Origin of the sequence: Wolbachia endosymbiont (group B) of Silvanus unidentatus, from assembly GCF_964028615.1 — a bacterium.
Taxonomy (GTDB): domain Bacteria; phylum Pseudomonadota; class Alphaproteobacteria; order Rickettsiales; family Anaplasmataceae; genus Wolbachia.
Window position 1 is genome coordinate 307,488 of record NZ_OZ034795.1, and the last position, 19,235, is coordinate 326,722.

Consider the following 19,235-nt stretch of genomic DNA (forward strand, 5'->3'; position numbering starts at 1 on the left):
TTTTTGATATACTAACCTTTACATGCTAAGAAAGCGCATACCGGTAGAGTCGTTCTGTGCCTCACCAACTTGTAATTACTCTACCAGTATGTTATGCTATAGCGACTTTTACTAATACCCCTGGTCTATGGCACATTGGCAGAGGATTTGACTGCGTATGTAAATCAGTCCCTCTATCAAACCTCCTTGGTTCTTGCTTTGCATATAGTGGCTGTCCAAGAGTATTTACTGTTTCATTAAAATCTGCTGGTGCAAAATATGTCGTAAATGTGCTTGCTGTTCCTACTGGAAAACAGTGCCCTGTATCTTTCTCAATAAATCTTCTCACGGTTCCTTCAGGGTCAGTTGCTTGCCCTCTATACTCCTCAAATGTTATGCCACAGAACGTAAATCCTGATCTCATATCGTTTCTTAGCGCTGCTCCTTCTTGCCATCAACTATGTTTTTTAAAATTTTTTGAATTTAGTCTCATTTGTTGATAATTTTGTATTTTTATTCAATTGAAAAATGTATTTTGGCAACAAAAACCCTAGTTTATACAGAAAGAAATTTATATCAAACAGCAAGCACTGCTTAGATTTTATGGTTAACGAATATGTGCTTTAAATGTGTGTAGACGCACATATTCGTTAACCTATTTTCTATACAGATTTTTTTTATTTCATATTAATTGCTTCTTTAAGTCTTGCATTGGCAATTACTATGATTTTTCGCATTAGAGCTGTTATAGCTACCATCTTCTTTTTACCTCTACCAATAAGATCAGAATAAAAAGCACCAAGTGCAGATTTAGATCTTGCAGCAGCCATAGCAGCTGTGAAAAGCTTTGCACGAACGTTGCTTCTACCACCTGTTATCCTTCGATAACCAATAGTTTTACCGCTTTCTTTTGGATGTGGAGCAACTCCAGCAAGACTTGCAACTTCTTTTTTGTTTAGGTGGCCAAGTTCTGGCATTAGACACACAAAAACTTGTGATAACTTGAGACCTATTCCTGGCACTGTTCTCAAGATTTTTTGACGCTTTTGTAACTCTGGATTTTTATCAATAATTCTTTGTATGGCATCGTTGAACTCATTTATCTGACTGGTAAAAAAGTCTATTGTTTTTTGGCAACTTTCCTTTATATAGTCGTTTTCAGGTGCTGCAAGCCTACATTTCTCTTGAGTTCTCATTTGCGTAATGTCATCACGACGTTGACAGAGTGCAACTAAGGCGGTTTGTTCTTTTGACATACGCACAAATAGAGATAGAGCACTATAGCGTTCAAAACCATATTGAGCAAGGGCTCTTGCATCTGATTGATCTGTCTTTGCTAAAGTTCCATGTGATATGATAAAACTTTTTACTTTACGAGTATTAGCTCGATGTACAGCAACATTCTTATCAACAAGAAAATGTGCTAAGCCAAGCTCATATTTTCCAGTGTTTTCTAAAGTTACTAGAGAATTAGGTAGGATATCTGAAAATTTTTGAAACAACTGTTGCCAACCAGTAGCATCATTGTCAAACTTGATAGCTCTCCTTTGGTTATAAGCTGCAGCAACATTTTTAAATTTTCCGATATCAATGCCAATGAAATTTTGATAAGATGTAATCATAATAAATAACCTCGATAGTTTAATTAATTTAAGATTGTAAACGGGTGCATACATATGTCCCATGCAACTATTCAAACGTATCGAGAGATGGGGCTAGTTTACCTTGATGGCTACGGTTGTAATACCAACTTTCATTCGGTCGCACACGCCCGTGATAGCCCTATTCCTATAGTGAGTAGGGTTATCTTTCCCTCTTATCTCTTTTATATCACATTTTTAACTTACAATCTTTCATATGCTTCTTTCACTTTACTATGCGAAGTTAATGCATCAAAAAATTCAGGGCTTACCAAGGCATGTACTCCTGTCATATATTCACCACTTAGATTATCTTCTATATGCCGGAGTACTTCCATACACTTACGCTTTACATCAGTTGTTGCAGTTCCTAGTGCAAAATTTACTACTTTTGGTGTTATTTCAAATTCGTTGTACAGATTTAATAATTCTGACCCATCAGCATCAAGAATAATTCCCTTCAGCGCTCCCATTCGCAAATGCTCTAATGTTATTGCATGTTTGTTTCTCATTGATTGCAAATGATCAGTTATTACATCTGCAAGCGCTTTAAGTTCACTCTCTGATCCAAATGCCCTTATTCCTTGTACTTCTTCTGGCAGCACTACATCATCATGCGGAATGTGCGGAATCGTAAACGTTCTTACCTTTCTTTTTCCTCTTTTTCCTACTGTTGCTGGTGCTCCTGGTATTTGTGTTGGTAATAAACTTAATACTCCGTTGTGTTCTTCTATGGTAATATGTCTAAATCTTACTGACCTACTTGGAAACAAATTTAAATTTTCAACTCGTCCATAATTTATCGGCAATATATTCATCGCATTTGTTAGTGCCGTCATGCTAAATGCTGTATTTGTAAATGGATTTTGCATTCTTTTTCTCCTTATTAATTTTAGTTAAACTCCCTTGCGGATAATGATCCCTCGTGCTTCAAGTTGCTTTATTGCTTCAGCTTTCTGTTCTTCAGTGATATTTGCTGGCCACACAACTGCATGATCTGCTAGTATTGCACCACGAGTAATAATTACTGCTTTGGCATTTTCTGTCGCATTTACATCACTTAATATTGCACCTATTGCTGTTTGTGTGCCGTCTGTTCCAGTGGGATTAAGGACTCTAATAAAACCATCTTCCGTCTTTTTGGCAACTACTGTACCAAGCTTAAGATTTTGACCTTTAGCTACTGTTATTTGATCTCTTGAATATAGACTTGATGCCTCATACTTTAATAAGTCACCATGAGCCAATGACGTCTGATAGATTATTTTGTTCAGTTATACATGTCATATTTTCTTTTCTCCTTTTTTCCCTTTAGTTTACCGCCATGTTTGTAGTTGTTGTACCAGGCGGTTATAAAAAAACTTAAATACTTGATTGTGCTCTAGCTTTAGCTACTTGCATCATCAACTCCTCTCCTGAATTCTGTGGTATTGCACTCAGTATCTCTGTCTTTTTCGTTCTCTCTGCAAGTAACTCCATTAAAACCTCCCTTGCCTGCTCAACACTTACGCTTTGCTCAATAAATTCTCCTATTTTCTCTGGCATTCGTGATAAGTTACATAAACGTATTAATTCAAGAACTTCATTACGATACTTAGTTAAATTATCAGTTTCTAGGTCAGTTGTAGTTCGTTCATTCATAGTAATACTCCTGTTTTTATTAATAGATGAAAGAATTGTAATTCCGTCTGCAAGACCTATCTCTACTGCTTTCTCCCCAAAATATAGCCCTGCTTCCGTTGATCGAATCTTTTCAATTGAAAGACCTCTGTTCCTCGCTATTAGCTGCACAAACATTTCATATAGTCGGTCTACTTCTTTTTGTAAGCTTTCCAGACTTTCAGACGTCATTGGCTCATGTGGATTTAAATCATTTTTTCTACTTCCTGCAAATACTGTGGTATATTTTATTCCCTGTTTTTCATCAAACCCACTTTGATCTATATGACTTGCTATTACTCCTATACTGCCAATACCAGAAGTTCTGCTCACAAATACCTTCTCAGCGCTAGAGGCTATAGCATATGCAGCAGAGTATGCATCATCATTTGCTATCGCTATTATCCTCTTTTTTGCTCTTGATTCATAAATAAAGTCAGCTAGGTCAAATATACCGTTTACCTCTCCTCCGGGGCTATCTATATCAAGCAGAATAGTTTCTATATCTTTGTTTGATAATGCTTCTTCTATTTCTTCTTGAATTTTCTCATATGATGTCATTCCCAGAAAATCGTCAAAAGCCCCTGGTTTTTTGGTCAAAATTCCATGTATTGCTATTACTGCTGTTTTTTCTATATTCTGATTTACTGCATGTTTTATATTTTTAAAGATAGGTTGTTTTCCGTTATATAGTGACAACAGGTCAAAGCTTTTTTGCTCTATCATCATCGGCCTACATAGCCAGTTGGTTTGTAAAATTTTCATAATGTAAATGAGATTTATTTTGTTTGTGTCCTGACATCAGAATCAAAGAGAAGGTTGAAAGAATCAGCACGCTTTTGATCTTCTGCTATTTCTTGGTCAATTTCTTCTACATCGTAACCCATTTCTGATACTACTTCTGAGCGACTCTTGAAGCCATTTCTTACCGCCATTTGCTGTGCTTGCTGGTCTTTCAGTGGATCTACCCAATCAAATCCCTGTGGTATCCATTTTACTTCTTCTTTCGCTGCTTTTACTACTTTTTCATCTATACTCAGTTCTCCACAAAGTACTGCTAACTCTAGCCATTTACTCCATACTGGTCTGCAAAATTGAAATACCATAATGTTATGTTGCAGCATAGCACATCGACGACGAAACTCTATTAATCCTGCTCGAATGGATGAATAATTAACACCTGTTAAATCTCCTGTTAGCTGCTCATATGTTATTCCTGTACCTATTGCTATTGCCCTCAGTTGCTGTCTCATGAATGCTTCATAACTTCCTCCAACATCTGATGGCTCTGAAAATTTTATGTCTTCTCCTGGGTCTAAAAGCTGCATTGTTCCTGGCTCTAAACCTGATAATGCTACTCCTTGCTCATTACTTTCACTTTCTCCTAAAATATTTGCTTCAGGATCAAGTCTTGTAATAAACCCTGCAAACATTGCTGCAGTTTTCTTTCTCACCAGCTCTGCATCATCATATTGATCAAGCTCATAAAGCTTCAGCAGTATATTAGAAAGCCAAGGCTCCCCTCTGATTTGCCCAGGTCTTAAAGGTCTATAAATATGTAAAACATCATTTGCTGGTACTCTCACTGATTCACCAAACGAGCCTTCACCAGGGTGTTCTTTAAATAGGTAATATGCTTCTCTTTGCCCAAGCCTGTTAAACTCAATCCCGTTTCTTATTACATTACCATTTCCTAAAGTTTGATTTGTTTTATTATCTAAATGTTCAGACTCAAGTACTTGCAGTTGTAATGGTACAGAAAATCTATCTTCCAGCTTTCTCGTTCTTAAACGTACAAAACATTCTCCTCCCTCTATCATACTTCTGCATACTAGAGCTTGTAATCCATAAAAATCACTTACTCCGTTACTGTCTGCTTCATCTGTCCATCTTAGCCATAATTCTTGCACCTTCTTTCGAAATTCTCCATCTCTTGCTTTTGATTGTGGTTTTATTCCTGTTCCAATAGAGTTACTTACTATCGTATCAATTATATTTGCAGCGTAAGGATTTTTTCTCACCATATCACGTGATCTACTACGTAAAGTTTCAAGGTTTTGAGACAGCAAATTGTTTATACTTCCTAACTCTGGTTGAAAGTGAAAAAATCTTCTTCCTGAACCTGATGCATCCCACGCTGAACTTTTGATTTTTGGCTTACTAAATAGTTGTTTGAATGATTTGAGTAGCATTACTTCTCCTTATCTGAAATTTTTGATAACTCAGCCTCTAGCTCTTCTACTGTTGGTAAAGCTGTCTTTATATTCTCTGGTAGACTTTCAGTTATTCGGTATTCTGCTAGTCCTATTGGTTTTGTCATATCTTTTAGAGTGTATTTTGCTAGTACATCATTTTTAGATTTACATAAAATCAACCCTACAGATGGTTGATCTGTCTCGTGTTTTAGCAAGTCATCTACTGCTGAAAGGTAGAAATTCATTTTACCGGCGTATTCTGGTTTAAACTTATTATCTTTCAATTCAATTACTATAAAACAACGTAATTTTAGATGGTAGAATAATAGATCGACAAAGAAGTCTTCATCACCAACATCTAAATGAAATTGCCTACCTACAAATGCAAATCCTTCCCCTAGCTCAAGCAAAAACTTCTCTACATGGCCTACAAGACCTTTTTCTACTTCTCTTTCATGAGCGTCATCTCCTATACTCAAAAAATCAAAAATATATGGATCTTTTAATGTATAATGTGCTAAATCTGACTGGGGAGAAGGTAACTTATCTTTGAAGTTAGTAACAGCTTTTCCTTGACGTTTGTGCAATTCACGTTCGATTTGCATCACCATTATACTACGTGACCAACCGTGCTCTATAGCTTTTTGAAAATAAAATAGTCTTTCTTTTGGATCTTTTACTTTATCTAAAATAACTACAATATGAAACCAAGGCAATTGTGCAGCAACCTGCTGCGTAAATTCAGTATCTTGATATTCTGCAGCAAATTGACGCATATAAGTAAGATTCCTAGCACTAAATCCCTTCATTTCTGGAAATGCGCTTCTCAAATCCTTACTTAGCTGATCTATGATTTTAGCACCCCAACCATGTTCTTTTTGGCGCCTTAAGATCTCTGTACCAATATAGTGATAAAGCACAATGAGTTTGCTATTTACTGCTAGTGCTGCTTTATAACGACTAGTAGCAATCTGTTCTTTGAGCTGCTCTAAAAATTCTGTATATTCTTTTGCTATAATTTTTGTCATACGGTTCCTTTTAACGATTTTTATCATTATATGATCCCTTTACTCGTTGAAAAAACAATCTTTCTCTTCGGTTTCATTCCAACAATCTTTAGCTCAGCTTTAATACGTTGTCTTAAGTTTAGTAAATCATTTATCTGAACTTCAGCATATCTCACTACATGGTCACCATATGCAATTGATACTACTCGCTCTCCGTTTTGCAGCTTCTTTATCGCTTCTTCGACTTGAACTAAATACTCTTCGTTATACATTTTCCAGCCACTTACTCTGTCTTACTTTCTTAGGTTTTTTACTTTCTATTTTTCCACTCAAACTATTCCATTTACTCTCTGGCCAACGATCGATTCCAAGCGCAATAGATGCTGCTCTCGCATAAATTCGGCAATCTAGTACTTCATTTCTTTCTCTTACTTTTTGCCACTCTTGTTTGGTGTATCCTTTTACTACCTTGCTGACTAATTGCTCTGCCGTTAGCTGCTTAAAATACTCAGGTGCATACTCGGGAAAATGACAATATCCTGCTGGCACTTTCTCTTCTTCTTTTAAAATATTAAGTAGCTGAAAAAGCTCTGACTTTAATATCGATACTCCTACTGGCCAGAGCTTTATTCCTCTTTTTAGCTTTTGACCACCAACTGTTATATCAACTCTACTTGGGCTGCTAAGTGGCACTAGGGCTTTATTTACACCTTTAACTGCCATTACTCTTCCAGAGCCTTGATGACCTCTTACCCAATTGTATACTTCTTGTGTTGCATACCCTGCATCAACCGCCATCATGCTTATCATGTATTCAAGCCCATTTTCACCGATAAAATGATGATTGAGTAACTCTGAAAGCTTTCCCCATACTTCTCCTCTTCCAGTATCACCTTCAAATACTCGGTAGTCTATTGACCAACTTTCGCGGCTTTTTCCCCATGCTACAACTTCTACTTCTAAACGATCTTTTTGGACATCTACTCCTGCTGTGAGAACTACTTAGCCTTTTGGTACTGTGCCAATCTGAAAAAATTCTCTTCTGTTGAATAATTGCTTCCAGTCTGGTACTTCTCCCTTATCTACCCAGGTTTCTCCAAGCGTTGTGTTGATCCAAACTTTCAGTAATTGTTCACTTTCCTTTGCATGCAGAAAATCCTCTACTGCTTGTTGCCAACTATACCACCCAACTGGACTATAAAGACTTGAAAGATGAAATCCTTTTTTCTCCCCTTCTTTTGCCTCTGTAGCTCTCCATTCTCCACGTTCTAGCATCTCTGTCTTTTGATGATTTTCTATTTTGCCGCTACATTCAGTGCAGACATAATGTGCTGTTCTTGAGTCGTTGTTTTCCCATTTTATTTGTGACCATTTCAGAACTTGATAGTAATTACAATGTGGACATGGTACAAAAAAGTATCTCTTATCTGTTGCTTCAAATTCCTTCTCAATTCTGCTTATTCCATGAATCGTTGGTGTTGATACTAAAAAAATCTTTCTCCGTGCAAATGTATTAGTTCGGGCTATGCTGAGTAAAACTGGATCTCCTTCTCCTCCTGAATCTCCTGGGTAGGCATCTATTTCATCAAGAAAGAGATATTTTACTGGCATAGATCTCAGTGCTACACTGCTATTTGCTCCGGTTATTACTACTATTCCACCTGGAAACTCCTTACTTTGTACAGTATTGCCTGAATCTCTTGATCTTTGGTCTTTTACTTTACTTTTTAAACATGGTGTACTTTCAATCAGTGGCGCAAATCTTCCTTTTGACCAACGCTTTCCCATTTCAACTGTTGGCTGTACTACTAGCATTGGTCCTGGTGTTTGATCGATGATATAGCCAATCCAATTGTTGCCAGCTTCTGTTCCTCCAATCTGCGCTCCTTTCATGAATACTACTTTTTCTGCTGGTGAGGACGGAGAAAGTGAATCCATGATTTCTTTTAAATAAGGAGTTCTCTCTGTTCTCCATTTTCCTGGCTCTGATGCTGCAGTTGCTGCTAAAACTCGATACTCATTTGCCCACTCTGATACTTTAAGCTCTGGATCTGGTCTTAAACCTTCAGAAAAAGATGTAGCGTATATCATATTGCTACCTCTTCACCATCATTAGATGATACTTCAACATCACTTAAAATAGAACTGCACTCACTTGTTTTCTCACTTTCGAGTTCAATAAACATTTTCTTTTCAAGTGCTTCTTCTATGTACTTCTGAGTTAAATTACTCATTGTTATTGCAGCTATGAGCGCAACTATTCCCACCATTACCGCAGCTATAATGTTAGGGTAAATTCCTACTATCGCTATTGCGCATATTGTTATAGTGACACAGATGATATTGGTATATTTCTTTATTTTTTTGTCTGCTATTTTCCTTTCTTCAAAATATTTATTGCTCAATAAATGAAATGTTGGAAAGTTCTTCTGTCTTCCAAATAACACTATTTCCTTCTCTTTGCTCAGTAATTTTATTAATTTTGCGTTGTTCGTTATTATTGCATACTGAAAAACATCCGTGGCATCTGCTCCTCTCTTTAGCAACAACTTTACTACGTTAAAGTGACCATGCTTTGCAGCAACATAAATTCCCGTTTTTCCACTCTCATCTACAGCATCTATTTCAACTCCTTCACCAAGAATACCGTCTATTAGGTCTTCATATCCTTTTCTGGCAGCTAAATGAAGCAAACTGTTTTTATCAGCTCCGTATCTATTACTTGCTAAAATCTTTACTATATCTAATCTATTTGCTTCTTTTGCATAACAAAATGGTGTCTTGCCATTATCATCCTTAATTAAAGGATCTATATCTTCTCGAGTTAGTAAAACTTCTATTGTTTTAAGTCTTTCAGCGTAATGTAGAGGTGTTTTATTTTCATAATCTTGTAAATTAACCCCAGCATTAGGAACATTTATTAAGCATCTTACAATATCTAAACATAAGTCCCTTTCGTCGTAATTACTACTACTTATAGCTACGTGCAAAGAAGATAATTTCATTGCATTTCTGCCGCTACCAGCTATATTGACATTCGCACCAAGATTTGAAAGTAATTTTACTACTTCTAGCTTCTTGTTGTTCACTGCATAATGAATTGCTGCATGATTTCTCACGTCAAGAACATCCTTATCCGCGTTTCCTTCTCTAATTAAAATTTCTACTATTTCTTCATGTCCAGCTCCTGCCGCTAAGTGTAATGGTGTATGTAGTAAAGCATTCTGCTCATTAACATTAACTCCTTTGTTGAGTAAAAACCTTACAGCATTTGCTTCATTCAACATCGCAGCTAAGTGAAGTAAGCTATCTCCCTCTGATCCATATTTATGATTGATTAGTGCTTGTAATATTTCTTCTCTTGCACAAGAAAGCGCACTTTTACCATCATCATCAGCGATCAGTGGATTAATATTTTTCCTGTTCAGTAAGAGTGCAACCATACTAAGCTCGTTAATTTCTACTGCATAATGCAGCGGTGTCCTTCCATTTAATCCTCTAACGTTTACATCTACTCCTGGCTGATTAATGAGACACTCTATTAATTCTAAACTTAACTTAGCAGACATTATTAAAATTTAGCGTTAGATAATTCTTCAAGTGAGTTTGTAATCTCTTCAGTTAGCGTCTTATGAATCTTTTCAGTGTCACTCAGTGATGCAAGCAGTGCTGAAACCCTATTTGGAATATTAAGCAAATTATTACGGACAACTCTTGCTACATTAAATGCATCGCGCTTTACTTCCTCTACTGCTACAAGTTCTCCTATCTCAGCCTTAGCTTTCGCCTCAAGTAGTTTACCTCGTTCCATTTCATTTTTTATTCGAGTTTTAAGCAACATTGTGGAAAGGTTACTTGTATTTTCGTTTTCTGGATTTTTTCTCCTCAGTGGCTGACTTGGATCTCTTATTGTTTCTATAGCCCTGTTTGCTTGTTCTCGGTCAATGAGTCCATCCTCCAGCTCAACTATTCCTTTTTTTACTAAATAACAGACATATTGCTTTGATACTCCTATCTCCCTTGCCCACTCTGTTTGTGTTATTTTTTCCACTTTTTTTGCCCCTTTTTACGAATTTCCTTCTTGAATTTCTGCAAAAGTTTTACCAGTATCGGCTAAAATGGCATCTCTTCCCGTGTATACTTGCCAACGTTTTATGGTTACATCTACAAATTTTGAATCTAGCTCTATTGTTCTACAAATTCTTCCTGTTCTCTCACATGCAATCAGTGTGCTGCCAGAACCGCTAAATGGATCAAGTACTATGTCTCCAGATCTACTGCTGTTTACTATTGCTCTCTCCATTAGCTCTACTGGCTTCATCGTTGGATGTAGTGAGTTATGTATTGGCTTATCATAAAACCACAGATCACTTTGATTTCTTCCTCCATGCCACTCACGTTTATTGCCGCTTTTCCATCCATAGAGCATTGCTTCGTATTGTCTTTGATAATCTGATCTTCCTAGCGTAAAGTGATTCTTTGCCCAAATGATAAATGTTGACCAACGACCACCTGCTTCTTCAAATGCTTTTTGCAACGTCGAAAACTCTGATGATGATATGCAGATGTAAATTGCTCCTTTCGTATATGCTAAAATATTGGAACAGATGTAGTAGAGAAAAAGTTCGTACTTTTCACCTTGATTATCGTTTAGTATTTTTTTATCTTCTCTTTCCTGACTGCTACCGTAATCAACGTTATATGGAGGATCACATACGGTAATATCTGCCATTTTATTGTCTAATACCGCTTTATATGATTCAACTAAAGAGCTATCACCACAATAGATTCGATGATCACCTAAAATCCATAAATCCCCTGGTTTTGTTATTTCTACTTTTTTGTCATCAACAACTAAGTCAGAAAGATCTTCTTTTTCACTGTCTAAATCATCAAGAAAGTTTTGAACTTTTTCTAATTCAAATCCAGTCATTTTAAGATCAAACTGTAAATCTTCTAACTCTTGAATTTCCACTTTTAAAAGCTCATCATCCCACTTTGCCCAGTTAGCTGATTGATTTGCCAGTAATCGAAAAGCTTTAGTTTGTGGTTCATTTAAATTATCACTTAAAACCACAGGAATACTCTCCATACCAAGTTTTCTTGCTGCTTTAAGTCTTAAATGACCATCAACCACAGTGCCATCGCTTTTTGCAACTATTGGTATACGAAAGCCGAATTCCCTGATTGAAGCACACATTCTGTTTACTACGTCATCATTTTTACGAGGATTACGCTTATATTCGACGAGGTTTTCAACAGGATAGTAGTGGATTGCTAAATTCATATCTTAATAATTAAAAAGTTAATATTCAAAATATCTCTGACACTAGAAAAGGCCTGGGGTCAGCACCACCAAACCCGCCATTATGGCCGAAAGGACCCACTTTTTATGAGCTTATTAATATCTTTCCATAACATAGAACATCAAAGCTAAAGCATCTGCTTGATTATCATCTCTAGGTGAAAAACCTTTTTCACGTATCGCTTCAATAACTTCACTCTTACTTGCATTGCCTTTGCCTGTTATAAAGCGTTTTATAGTCTTAACAGGAACACTCTGATAGGGAATATGATTCTCTTCACACCAAGCAGAGAGAACTGCAAGAAAACCACCATAACAATGCGCTGCATCAGTTCCAAGGTGTCTTCTTACTTCCTCAAAATAAACTGTTTCAATACTTGGAAATTTTTCTTTCATTTCATTCAACCACTTACGAAAATTTAGAAATACCATGCCACCTCCACTGAAACGACTACCATGAAAACTTTTGCTTCCACTTTCAATTACTCCATCTGTTAGAATTGCCCAGCCCGTTTGCTTGCCAAGGTCGAGTGTTAGGATTGACATTTTCTTTGTGTTTGAAGCGTATAGAGGTAAACTAACCTCGTTGAAACAATGCCCTTCTATTATATATATACCGGATTTCTTACTACTTTTTCCGGGATTTTCTAAAAAAAAAGTTAAAATAATTTCAAAACTGCTCACCAGCTAAAGAATAAAGTAGATAGTTCTCTATTTTTAGAGTTTTACAGTTGCTTGTCTTTTTTACAAATAACCTATATGCTACTTGAAGTAAGGTAGAGTAGATATGATAATAAATGAAAACGAAATTTTATTATATACAACTCCAGATGGAGACGTGAGAATTGATGTTTTGTATCGAGATGAAAACATTTGGCTTACACAAAAAAGAATGGCGGAGTTGTTTGATGTTAATATTAGAACAATTAGTGAGCATTTACAGAACATATTTGCTAGTCAAGAGTTAGATAAAGATTCAGTTATCCGGATTTCCCGGAATACTGCTGAAGATGGTAAACAGTACCCTACACAATTTTATAATTTGGATAGCTATTGGTTATCGAGTTAATTCTAAAAAGGCTACATCTTTCAGAGTATGGGCTACAAAAATTTTGAGAGATTTCATCATCAAAGGATTTGCATTAGATAGCGAACGGCTAAAAAACGGCCTAAAGTTTGGCAAAGACTACTTCAATGAATTACTTGAAAAAATCAGGAGCATCCGAACGTAGGTTTTACCAGAAGATTACCGACATTTATGCTGAATGCTCTGCAGACTATGATCCAAATTCAGAAATAACAAAACAATTTTATGCAAAAGTACAGAATAAATTATATTGGGCGATTTACGGCTTGACTGCAGCAGAGCTATCGAGTTGATCATAAAAAACCACATATGGGACTAACTACTTGGAAAGATGGTCTAGGTAATAAAATTCATAAGAGTGATGTAAGTGTTGCAAAAAACTACTTGACTGAAAAAGAATTAAGTGAACTAAATCACATTGTCTCAATGTATCTAGATTATGCAGAACTTCAAGCAAGAAAGCATCGGCTAATGAAAATGCAGAATTGGGTTGAAAAGTTGGATGCATTTCTATTGTTCAATGATTATGAAGTACTTAAAGATGCTGAGTGCTGAAGTTGCAAAAGCTCTAGCTGAAGGAGAATACGAAAAGTATAGAGTTATACAAGATAAATTACATGAATCTGACTTTGATGAATTAATTAAAGCAAGTAAAGAAAGTGAGAAAATAACTACAACAAAAACCAGCTTGTAGTTGAGCTATCTGTGTTTGACATCTTGCTTTTGTTTTAATTTCAAGGGGGGTGAACCACCCTTTAGAAAGCCCTATCTGCCAATAAATAGTGAAAACATAAATCTTTGTCTCCATTATACGAGATAAAATTAGAGACGTAAATAAATAAATTTTGATCTTTGTCTCCATTTTAAGCGGTACATAAGTTTTAGATGCAGAAAAAGCTCAATAGAAAAAAATGATTCATTTCTGTAATTTTAGACACCTATGCCTAAAGAACAAACAAATCATATCCTCTTTTTCCGGAATACTCAATAAATTGGCTGAAATCTTGAACGGAATACATATTGTAATTTAATTGTTAGGACATTTATATTATAAGCAAAGCAGAAATTTAATAACTAAAGGAGAAAACCTATGTTTTAAAGCTAGCCACAACTTTTAAGCAAAAAAATACTCCCCTGATTAAAGATCGCTTATAAAACAACTCTAAACTCAACTAAAAGGTATTTTAATTAATCTTACTATCACGAAAGAAACTTACATATAAGTTTAACACGGTTTTCATGCCTTGTAAAGAAAATTTTTTAAAAAGAATTTAACGTTTCCTGTCTCAAATCCTTTTTTTTTAGAGAGCTATCTATAAGAGTTAAAAAATTAAAGAATAAATAAGAATGAAAAATATAAAATATAAATAGGGTATTATTATATACCTTATTTTTATTATTTATAATAATAGGGTTTTTCTCTAAACTAAGAAACACTCAAAATCAGCCAAGGAACAGCCTTTTATGATATTATAGTAGTTTGCTTGACTTGTAACCTTAAATTATGTTAAACTCCCCTACAGTAGCCCACTTCTCAGCTTAATGAGATTTCATTTTCCAATCTAAAATGGCTTAAACTGCCAAAAGTCTATATAATCTCGAATCTAAAGTACTTAATTCACAAATAATTATTATTAATAGTTTTACTAATATAGCATTTTTACGGCTACCTCTTATAGACGGAAAATCTCTCACCTGGGTATATTGTAAACACGTTAAGCTCTATTAAAGTTTAATAGAAAAATCGTAATAAAAAAAATTTTAGAGCAATTCATATTTCAAACCACATTTACAGTATATATCTGTTATGGAGGAGAAGAAAAGTAGTAGATAGCTTATTTGATTATGTAAGTGTCTCATAAGGAAAGTATAGTATATTTTGCAACATAATGCAGATGCAACTTATAGGTGGCCTTTTTGTTTAAAGTTAAAATGAAATTAAATTTTGTAATTTTTTTGAGGAGTGTAAGTTGAGAGCAGAGCTAAATTTTCAATACCACCATTGTCCTTTACAGAATTTGCGTTACCTGTTCATTTTTGTAATTTCAATGAAAAATTTTTAGAGCAAATCATATTTCGGACTGCATTTTTAGTCGTTAGAAAAGTAGGTCATTTAGTGGAGTATGAAAGCGGAGTTGTGCAAAATTTTTTAAAAAAGTGAACAGTTTTTAGAATTTTTGTGAACATATATAGTAAGGAAATAGTGTAAGTTTAAAGTCAGATGTTTTTATAATAAGGAGTAAACGTGTTTTGGAAAAATTTCCCTCACTTCCGGAAAGATCGATAAGGGATCCGGTATACTATAGTCAATGGTACAGAAATATAAGCATCTCTTGAGTTATGTTAATAAGTGAACTTAGTTTATGCAGTAAGCAACTGTTATAAATTTTCTAGCATATAGGTATATTTACTTATTAAAGTAAGCTTCAAAATGCAAATCATTTGGCAAACCTACCAAATAACCAGATGAACTTACAAAGAGAAATACAAGAAAATCAATACCTTAAGAGAATTTCAAATGGCAAATAAAATTTCATTTGGCAAAATTGCCAATCGGCTCCAAAGCTGCGTATATGTGGAGGTTTAACCAAAATGTTAAATGGCAAATTTCCTTATATATAATATATATTACATACTATAAATATGTAATATATCAATGTGACAAAATAGAAGCATTATGATTATTTAATAGGAAGTTGACATAGTGAGGAAAATATTGTAGAATTATATTAGAGTATTTTGTCTTAAAAGAAAGAAAACTCTAAGAGCCTTCAATCTTACCTTTACTGTAAACCTGAACTGACTTCCTTCACTTATTAATATATTTTTCAAGCTTTGCCAAGAGAACCACCTACTACATTTTTTACTTCATGATAAGAGAACAAGACCGCAACCAATACAGCCTTGCTCAAAAACCTTTCAAACACTTAACTTTAAAAGGAGCTTCAACCTATGGTACAAGATTTTTTAACTGATGTCAAAGAAAAAAATACTTTAAATTATGATTTTAACGACGCTGTCTCACATTTAGAACCATTAGAACAATTTGATGTAGAAGAAATAAAAAGACAACTATTATTAAACATCAGATCATGCCTTTCTTATTTATTTCCAAGAGGAACTTTTCATGGTGACAAATTTCAGATAGGTGATGTACAAGGTAATAAAGGCAAAAGCCTCAAAGTTGAATTAGCGTATGGCAAGGTCGGATTATGGATTGATTTTGCAACTGGGGACGGTGGTGACATTATTGATCTTTGGGCAGCTGCACATGGGAAAAACGCTAAAATAGAATTTGTTGAAGTAATTTCTTCGATAAGTGAATGGATAGGATGTAACAAGCGACCTACTAAAGAGCAAAAGAGAATAACTCAATGGGACTATCTCGATCAGGATAATCAGTTGATTGCCAGCAAATATCGTTATGATACTGCTTCAGGAAAAAGTTATCAACCATTTGATGCTAAAAAATCTACCTTTACTGCACCTGAGATCAGGCCTCTGTATAACATTCCAGGCATCACTAAATCTGATAGAGTGATATTGGTAGAAGGGGAAAAATGTGCTGAGCTACTCATAGAACAAGGGATCACTGCAACAACAGCAATGTTTGGAGCAAAAGCACCTATTGAGAAAACTGATTGGACTCCACTTAAAGGTAAACACATTATTATATGGCCAGATAACGATGATCCTGGAAAAGATTATGCTCAAGAAGCCGCAAAAAAGCTTTCTGGTTTTGGAGTTGCATCACTTTCTATTCTCAAGATTCCTCAAGATAAGCCAAAATCTTGGGATGCTGCAGATAGTGTGCTAGAAGGAATGAACGTTGAAGAATTTATCCTTAACAACAAAAGCCCTTATTCTTCAAGAAAGTCAAAAAGAATTGATACTACAGTTTGGACCAATATCCCTCCAGAAAGAAAGTGGGTTATTAAGGATTGGCTCCCTGTAGGAAGTGTTACAGCTCTTTATGGTGATGGTGGTGTTGGAAAATCTCTCCTTGCTCAACAATTAATGACAGCCGCTGCTTTTGGTAAACCTTGGCTTGGAATAGATCTGGAAAAAATAAAGACATATGGTGTGTTCTGTGAAGATGATGAAGAAGAACTTTGGCGTCGGCAATGCGCAATAAATGAATTTTATCAATCAGGTATGGAATCTTCTGATTTTCAGGATAATGTTGGCTTATGGTCACGAGCAGGGCACAATAATCAACTTATGGTTTTTAATAACAAAGATACTGGTCAATTAACTACGTACTTTCAAGAGTTACTTGAGGATATTGAATCGTTTCAGCCGAAGCTTGTGATATTAGATACAGCAGCAGACCTATTTGGAGGAAATGAAAACGACCGTTCTCATGTGAGACAATTTATTCAAGGTTGTTGTGGTCGAATAGCTCAAGCAATAAAAGGAGCTGTTTTATTACTTGCCCACCCTTCTGATGCGGGAATAATACGTAAAACTGGCACAGGCGGTTCAACAGCATGGAATAATACAGTAAGGTCTCGTTGGTATTTGACTAGACCAGATAAAGCTAATGCTTCTCCTGATGAGAGAATTTTATCGCGCAAAAAATCTAACTATTCGCAGTGCAATAACGGGCAAATGACACTTTACTGGAAAAATGGGGCATTTGTACATGACAATTCAGTTTTAAATTCAGAACCAATAATCAGAGATCAATATAGTAAAAAGTTGGATTTAGAACGGATGAGAAAACATGAGGTTATCTTGAATTTAATTCGCAGTAGCGCATATCAAGGTAATATTTATACTGCTGGACAATTTGCAAAGCGTTTTGAAGGAGAAGAGGGGCTTGGCAGTGAGCGCAATATTAGAGAAAGAATAAATAATCTTGCAACTCTTGGACAGATTAAATTCTTTCGTAATGCTGCAGGATATGGGACCAATTCTAAATATGGATTTCTTTGTGTGCAGGATATGGAATTTAAAGTTTCAGTAGGAGATAAAGTAGAGCACAAGTTAATAAAGCCAACACATTACTATCTACAAGCAAATGGTGCGGTCTTGCCTATTAAAGATTTAGATGTTTTGTGGTAATTTTTCAAAAAGTTTCTGAAAATAGCAATTACTTTTATTCAAATTTTCAGGATGTTGAGAGCATTTAAGAGGGGCAAGTGAGTTTTCTAAAAAACCTTCATACAAAATTTTCTTTACAATGAATAAAAATGACGATAAAATCATGTGCAAGTTTATTTTATACTAATAGAATTAGTATAAGTACATTTTATTCAAATTTTAAAGGGCATTACAGACGCTAAAGAGATACAATCGATTGGGTTGGACACACTCGCTTTAGAACTTAATTACAGGCTTTTTGGTGAATTAAGCAGTAGTTACCTTATTTCAAACAGAGTGGTCTAAGAGGTTTCATCAATAAAAACCATACTTGAAAGTAGCACACACTCAATTATAACTATGGGGCGTCTCTTTCTAAAATTTTACTTAAGAATTACTACAGATGCTAATTTAACGAATTTTGTCTGTTCGATGGTAGTTATTTTCCTCTAGAAAATCAAAGTGGACTTTACATCTTACTAATTATAAATTAACTTACTACCTAATCAATTCCTGAATTATGTATGAGTAAAATTTTGATAATATTAGCAGCAGGAAAGAGCAGTAGAATGAATTCTGAATATTCAAAAGCGTTGCACCAAGTGGGAAATCTTACTCTTTTAGAACATATAATTTCTAATGCAAAATCGCTGAGTCTAAAAAGCTTATCAATTGTTGTTAACAACTCCCTTCTAAAAGATTTAGAAAACTTTGATACTCTAAAAAGTATAATCGATCAATACAATATAAAACTAATAATTCAAGAAGATATTACAGGCACTGGCACTGCAGTTAAAATTGCTCTAGAAAATCTGGAGGAGTTATCTGATCAAGACATAGTTTTAATACAGTATGGAGACACTCCTTTTATATCTAGCGATACAGTTATGAAAATGACTGATTGTTTAAAGTATAATAATTTAGTTCTTCTTGGATTCAATAGTCAAGATGAACAATATGGAAGATTAGTAATTGATAATTACGGAAATGTTCAAAAAATCCTAAAAAATGGAGATAAAATGCTTCTTGCAAACTCTGGAATAATGGCTTTATATGCTAAAGATCTCTTTACCTTAGTAAAAGAAATAAAATTCAATAATTCGACCAATGAATATTGTCTTAATGATATAGTGCCCATTGCAGCAAACAATAACTTGAGTGTAGGTTATGTAGTTTCTGATGAAAGAGAAGCAATGGGAGTAAATAATAAAGAGGATTTGATTAAAGCCGAACACTATTTTCAAGAAAGAAGGCAGCCAACTTTTCTTTCATAACTAC

The 19,235-nt window shown here is 35.0% G+C and carries 11 protein-coding genes and 5 pseudogenes; 3 read left to right on the plus strand and 13 right to left on the minus strand.

Going from position 1 to position 19,235, the window contains the following annotated elements; all coding sequences use genetic code 11:
* Positions 1–91 precede the first annotated feature (91 nt).
* From ABWU65_RS01390 to ABWU65_RS01450, 13 genes and pseudogenes are all read right to left on the minus strand, one after another.
* Positions 92–433 (minus strand): annotated as a pseudogene (locus tag ABWU65_RS01390) (major capsid protein); the annotation flags it as partial.
* A 223-nt stretch (positions 434–656) separates the two neighbouring features.
* Positions 657–1,601 carry an IS110 family transposase gene (locus ABWU65_RS01395; RefSeq protein WP_353279985.1) on the minus strand — a complete coding sequence of 315 codons (945 nt, stop codon included), beginning with the start codon at positions 1,599–1,601 and terminating at the stop codon, positions 657–659.
* A gap of 227 nt (positions 1,602–1,828) precedes the next feature.
* Positions 1,829–2,491: pseudogene (locus ABWU65_RS01400) on the minus strand (major capsid protein); the annotation flags it as partial.
* A gap of 24 nt (positions 2,492–2,515) precedes the next feature.
* A pseudogene (locus ABWU65_RS01405) lies at positions 2,516–2,906 on the minus strand (head decoration protein).
* A 75-nt stretch (positions 2,907–2,981) separates the two neighbouring features.
* The gene (locus ABWU65_RS01410; RefSeq protein ID WP_264685423.1) at positions 2,982–4,043 is read right to left on the minus strand and encodes a S49 family peptidase; all 1,062 of its coding nucleotides are present in this window, start codon (positions 4,041–4,043) and stop codon (positions 2,982–2,984) included.
* Between the two features lie 14 nt (positions 4,044–4,057).
* Positions 4,058–5,470, minus strand: a complete 1,413-nt coding sequence (locus ABWU65_RS01415; RefSeq protein WP_264685422.1) for a phage portal protein — start codon at positions 5,468–5,470, stop codon at positions 4,058–4,060.
* The gene (locus tag ABWU65_RS01420) at positions 5,470–6,501 is read right to left on the minus strand and encodes a YhcG family protein (RefSeq protein ID WP_214303338.1); all 1,032 of its coding nucleotides are present in this window, start codon (positions 6,499–6,501) and stop codon (positions 5,470–5,472) included. The genes ABWU65_RS01415 and ABWU65_RS01420 overlap by 1 nt, the downstream gene beginning before the upstream one ends.
* 26 nt (positions 6,502–6,527) lie before the next feature.
* Positions 6,528–6,752: a gpW family head-tail joining protein gene (locus ABWU65_RS01425; RefSeq protein WP_007302777.1), complete on the minus strand. Its 225-nt coding sequence runs from the start codon at positions 6,750–6,752 to the stop codon at positions 6,528–6,530.
* Positions 6,745–8,571 (minus strand): annotated as a pseudogene (locus ABWU65_RS01430) (phage terminase large subunit family protein). Before ABWU65_RS01430 ends, ABWU65_RS01425 begins: the two are co-directional and overlap by 8 nt.
* A complete protein-coding gene (locus ABWU65_RS01435; RefSeq protein ID WP_353280024.1) occupies positions 8,568–10,049 on the minus strand; it encodes an ankyrin repeat domain-containing protein in 1,482 nt (493 codons plus the stop codon). The pseudogene ABWU65_RS01430 and the gene ABWU65_RS01435 overlap by 4 nt, the downstream one beginning before the upstream one ends.
* A 2-nt stretch (positions 10,050–10,051) precedes the next feature.
* Positions 10,052–10,531 (minus strand): hypothetical protein, encoded by a 480-nt coding sequence (locus ABWU65_RS01440; protein ID WP_353280114.1) that lies wholly within the window; start codon positions 10,529–10,531, stop codon positions 10,052–10,054.
* A 15-nt stretch (positions 10,532–10,546) separates the two neighbouring features.
* Complete coding sequence (locus ABWU65_RS01445; protein ID WP_264377320.1) at positions 10,547–11,767, minus strand: DNA modification methylase; 1,221 nt, start codon at positions 11,765–11,767, stop codon at positions 10,547–10,549.
* A gap of 114 nt (positions 11,768–11,881) precedes the next feature.
* Positions 11,882–12,331 (minus strand): crossover junction endodeoxyribonuclease RuvC, encoded by a 450-nt coding sequence (locus ABWU65_RS01450; RefSeq protein ID WP_026097221.1) that lies wholly within the window; start codon positions 12,329–12,331, stop codon positions 11,882–11,884.
* Positions 12,332–12,572: 241 nt separating this feature from the next.
* Here ABWU65_RS01450 and ABWU65_RS01455 point away from each other — a divergent pair.
* The 3 genes and pseudogenes from ABWU65_RS01455 (at position 12,573) to ABWU65_RS01465 (ending at position 19,231) form a co-directional block, all read left to right on the plus strand.
* Positions 12,573–13,566: pseudogene (locus ABWU65_RS01455) on the plus strand (virulence RhuM family protein).
* 2,258 nt (positions 13,567–15,824) lie between these two features.
* On the plus strand, positions 15,825–17,939 hold the full coding sequence (locus ABWU65_RS01460; RefSeq protein ID WP_019236567.1) for an AAA family ATPase: 2,115 nt from the start codon (positions 15,825–15,827) through the stop codon (positions 17,937–17,939).
* A 542-nt stretch (positions 17,940–18,481) separates the two neighbouring features.
* The gene (locus ABWU65_RS01465) at positions 18,482–19,231 is read left to right on the plus strand and encodes an NTP transferase domain-containing protein (RefSeq protein WP_264686213.1); all 750 of its coding nucleotides are present in this window, start codon (positions 18,482–18,484) and stop codon (positions 19,229–19,231) included.
* The last annotated feature ends 4 nt before the right edge of the window (positions 19,232–19,235 follow it).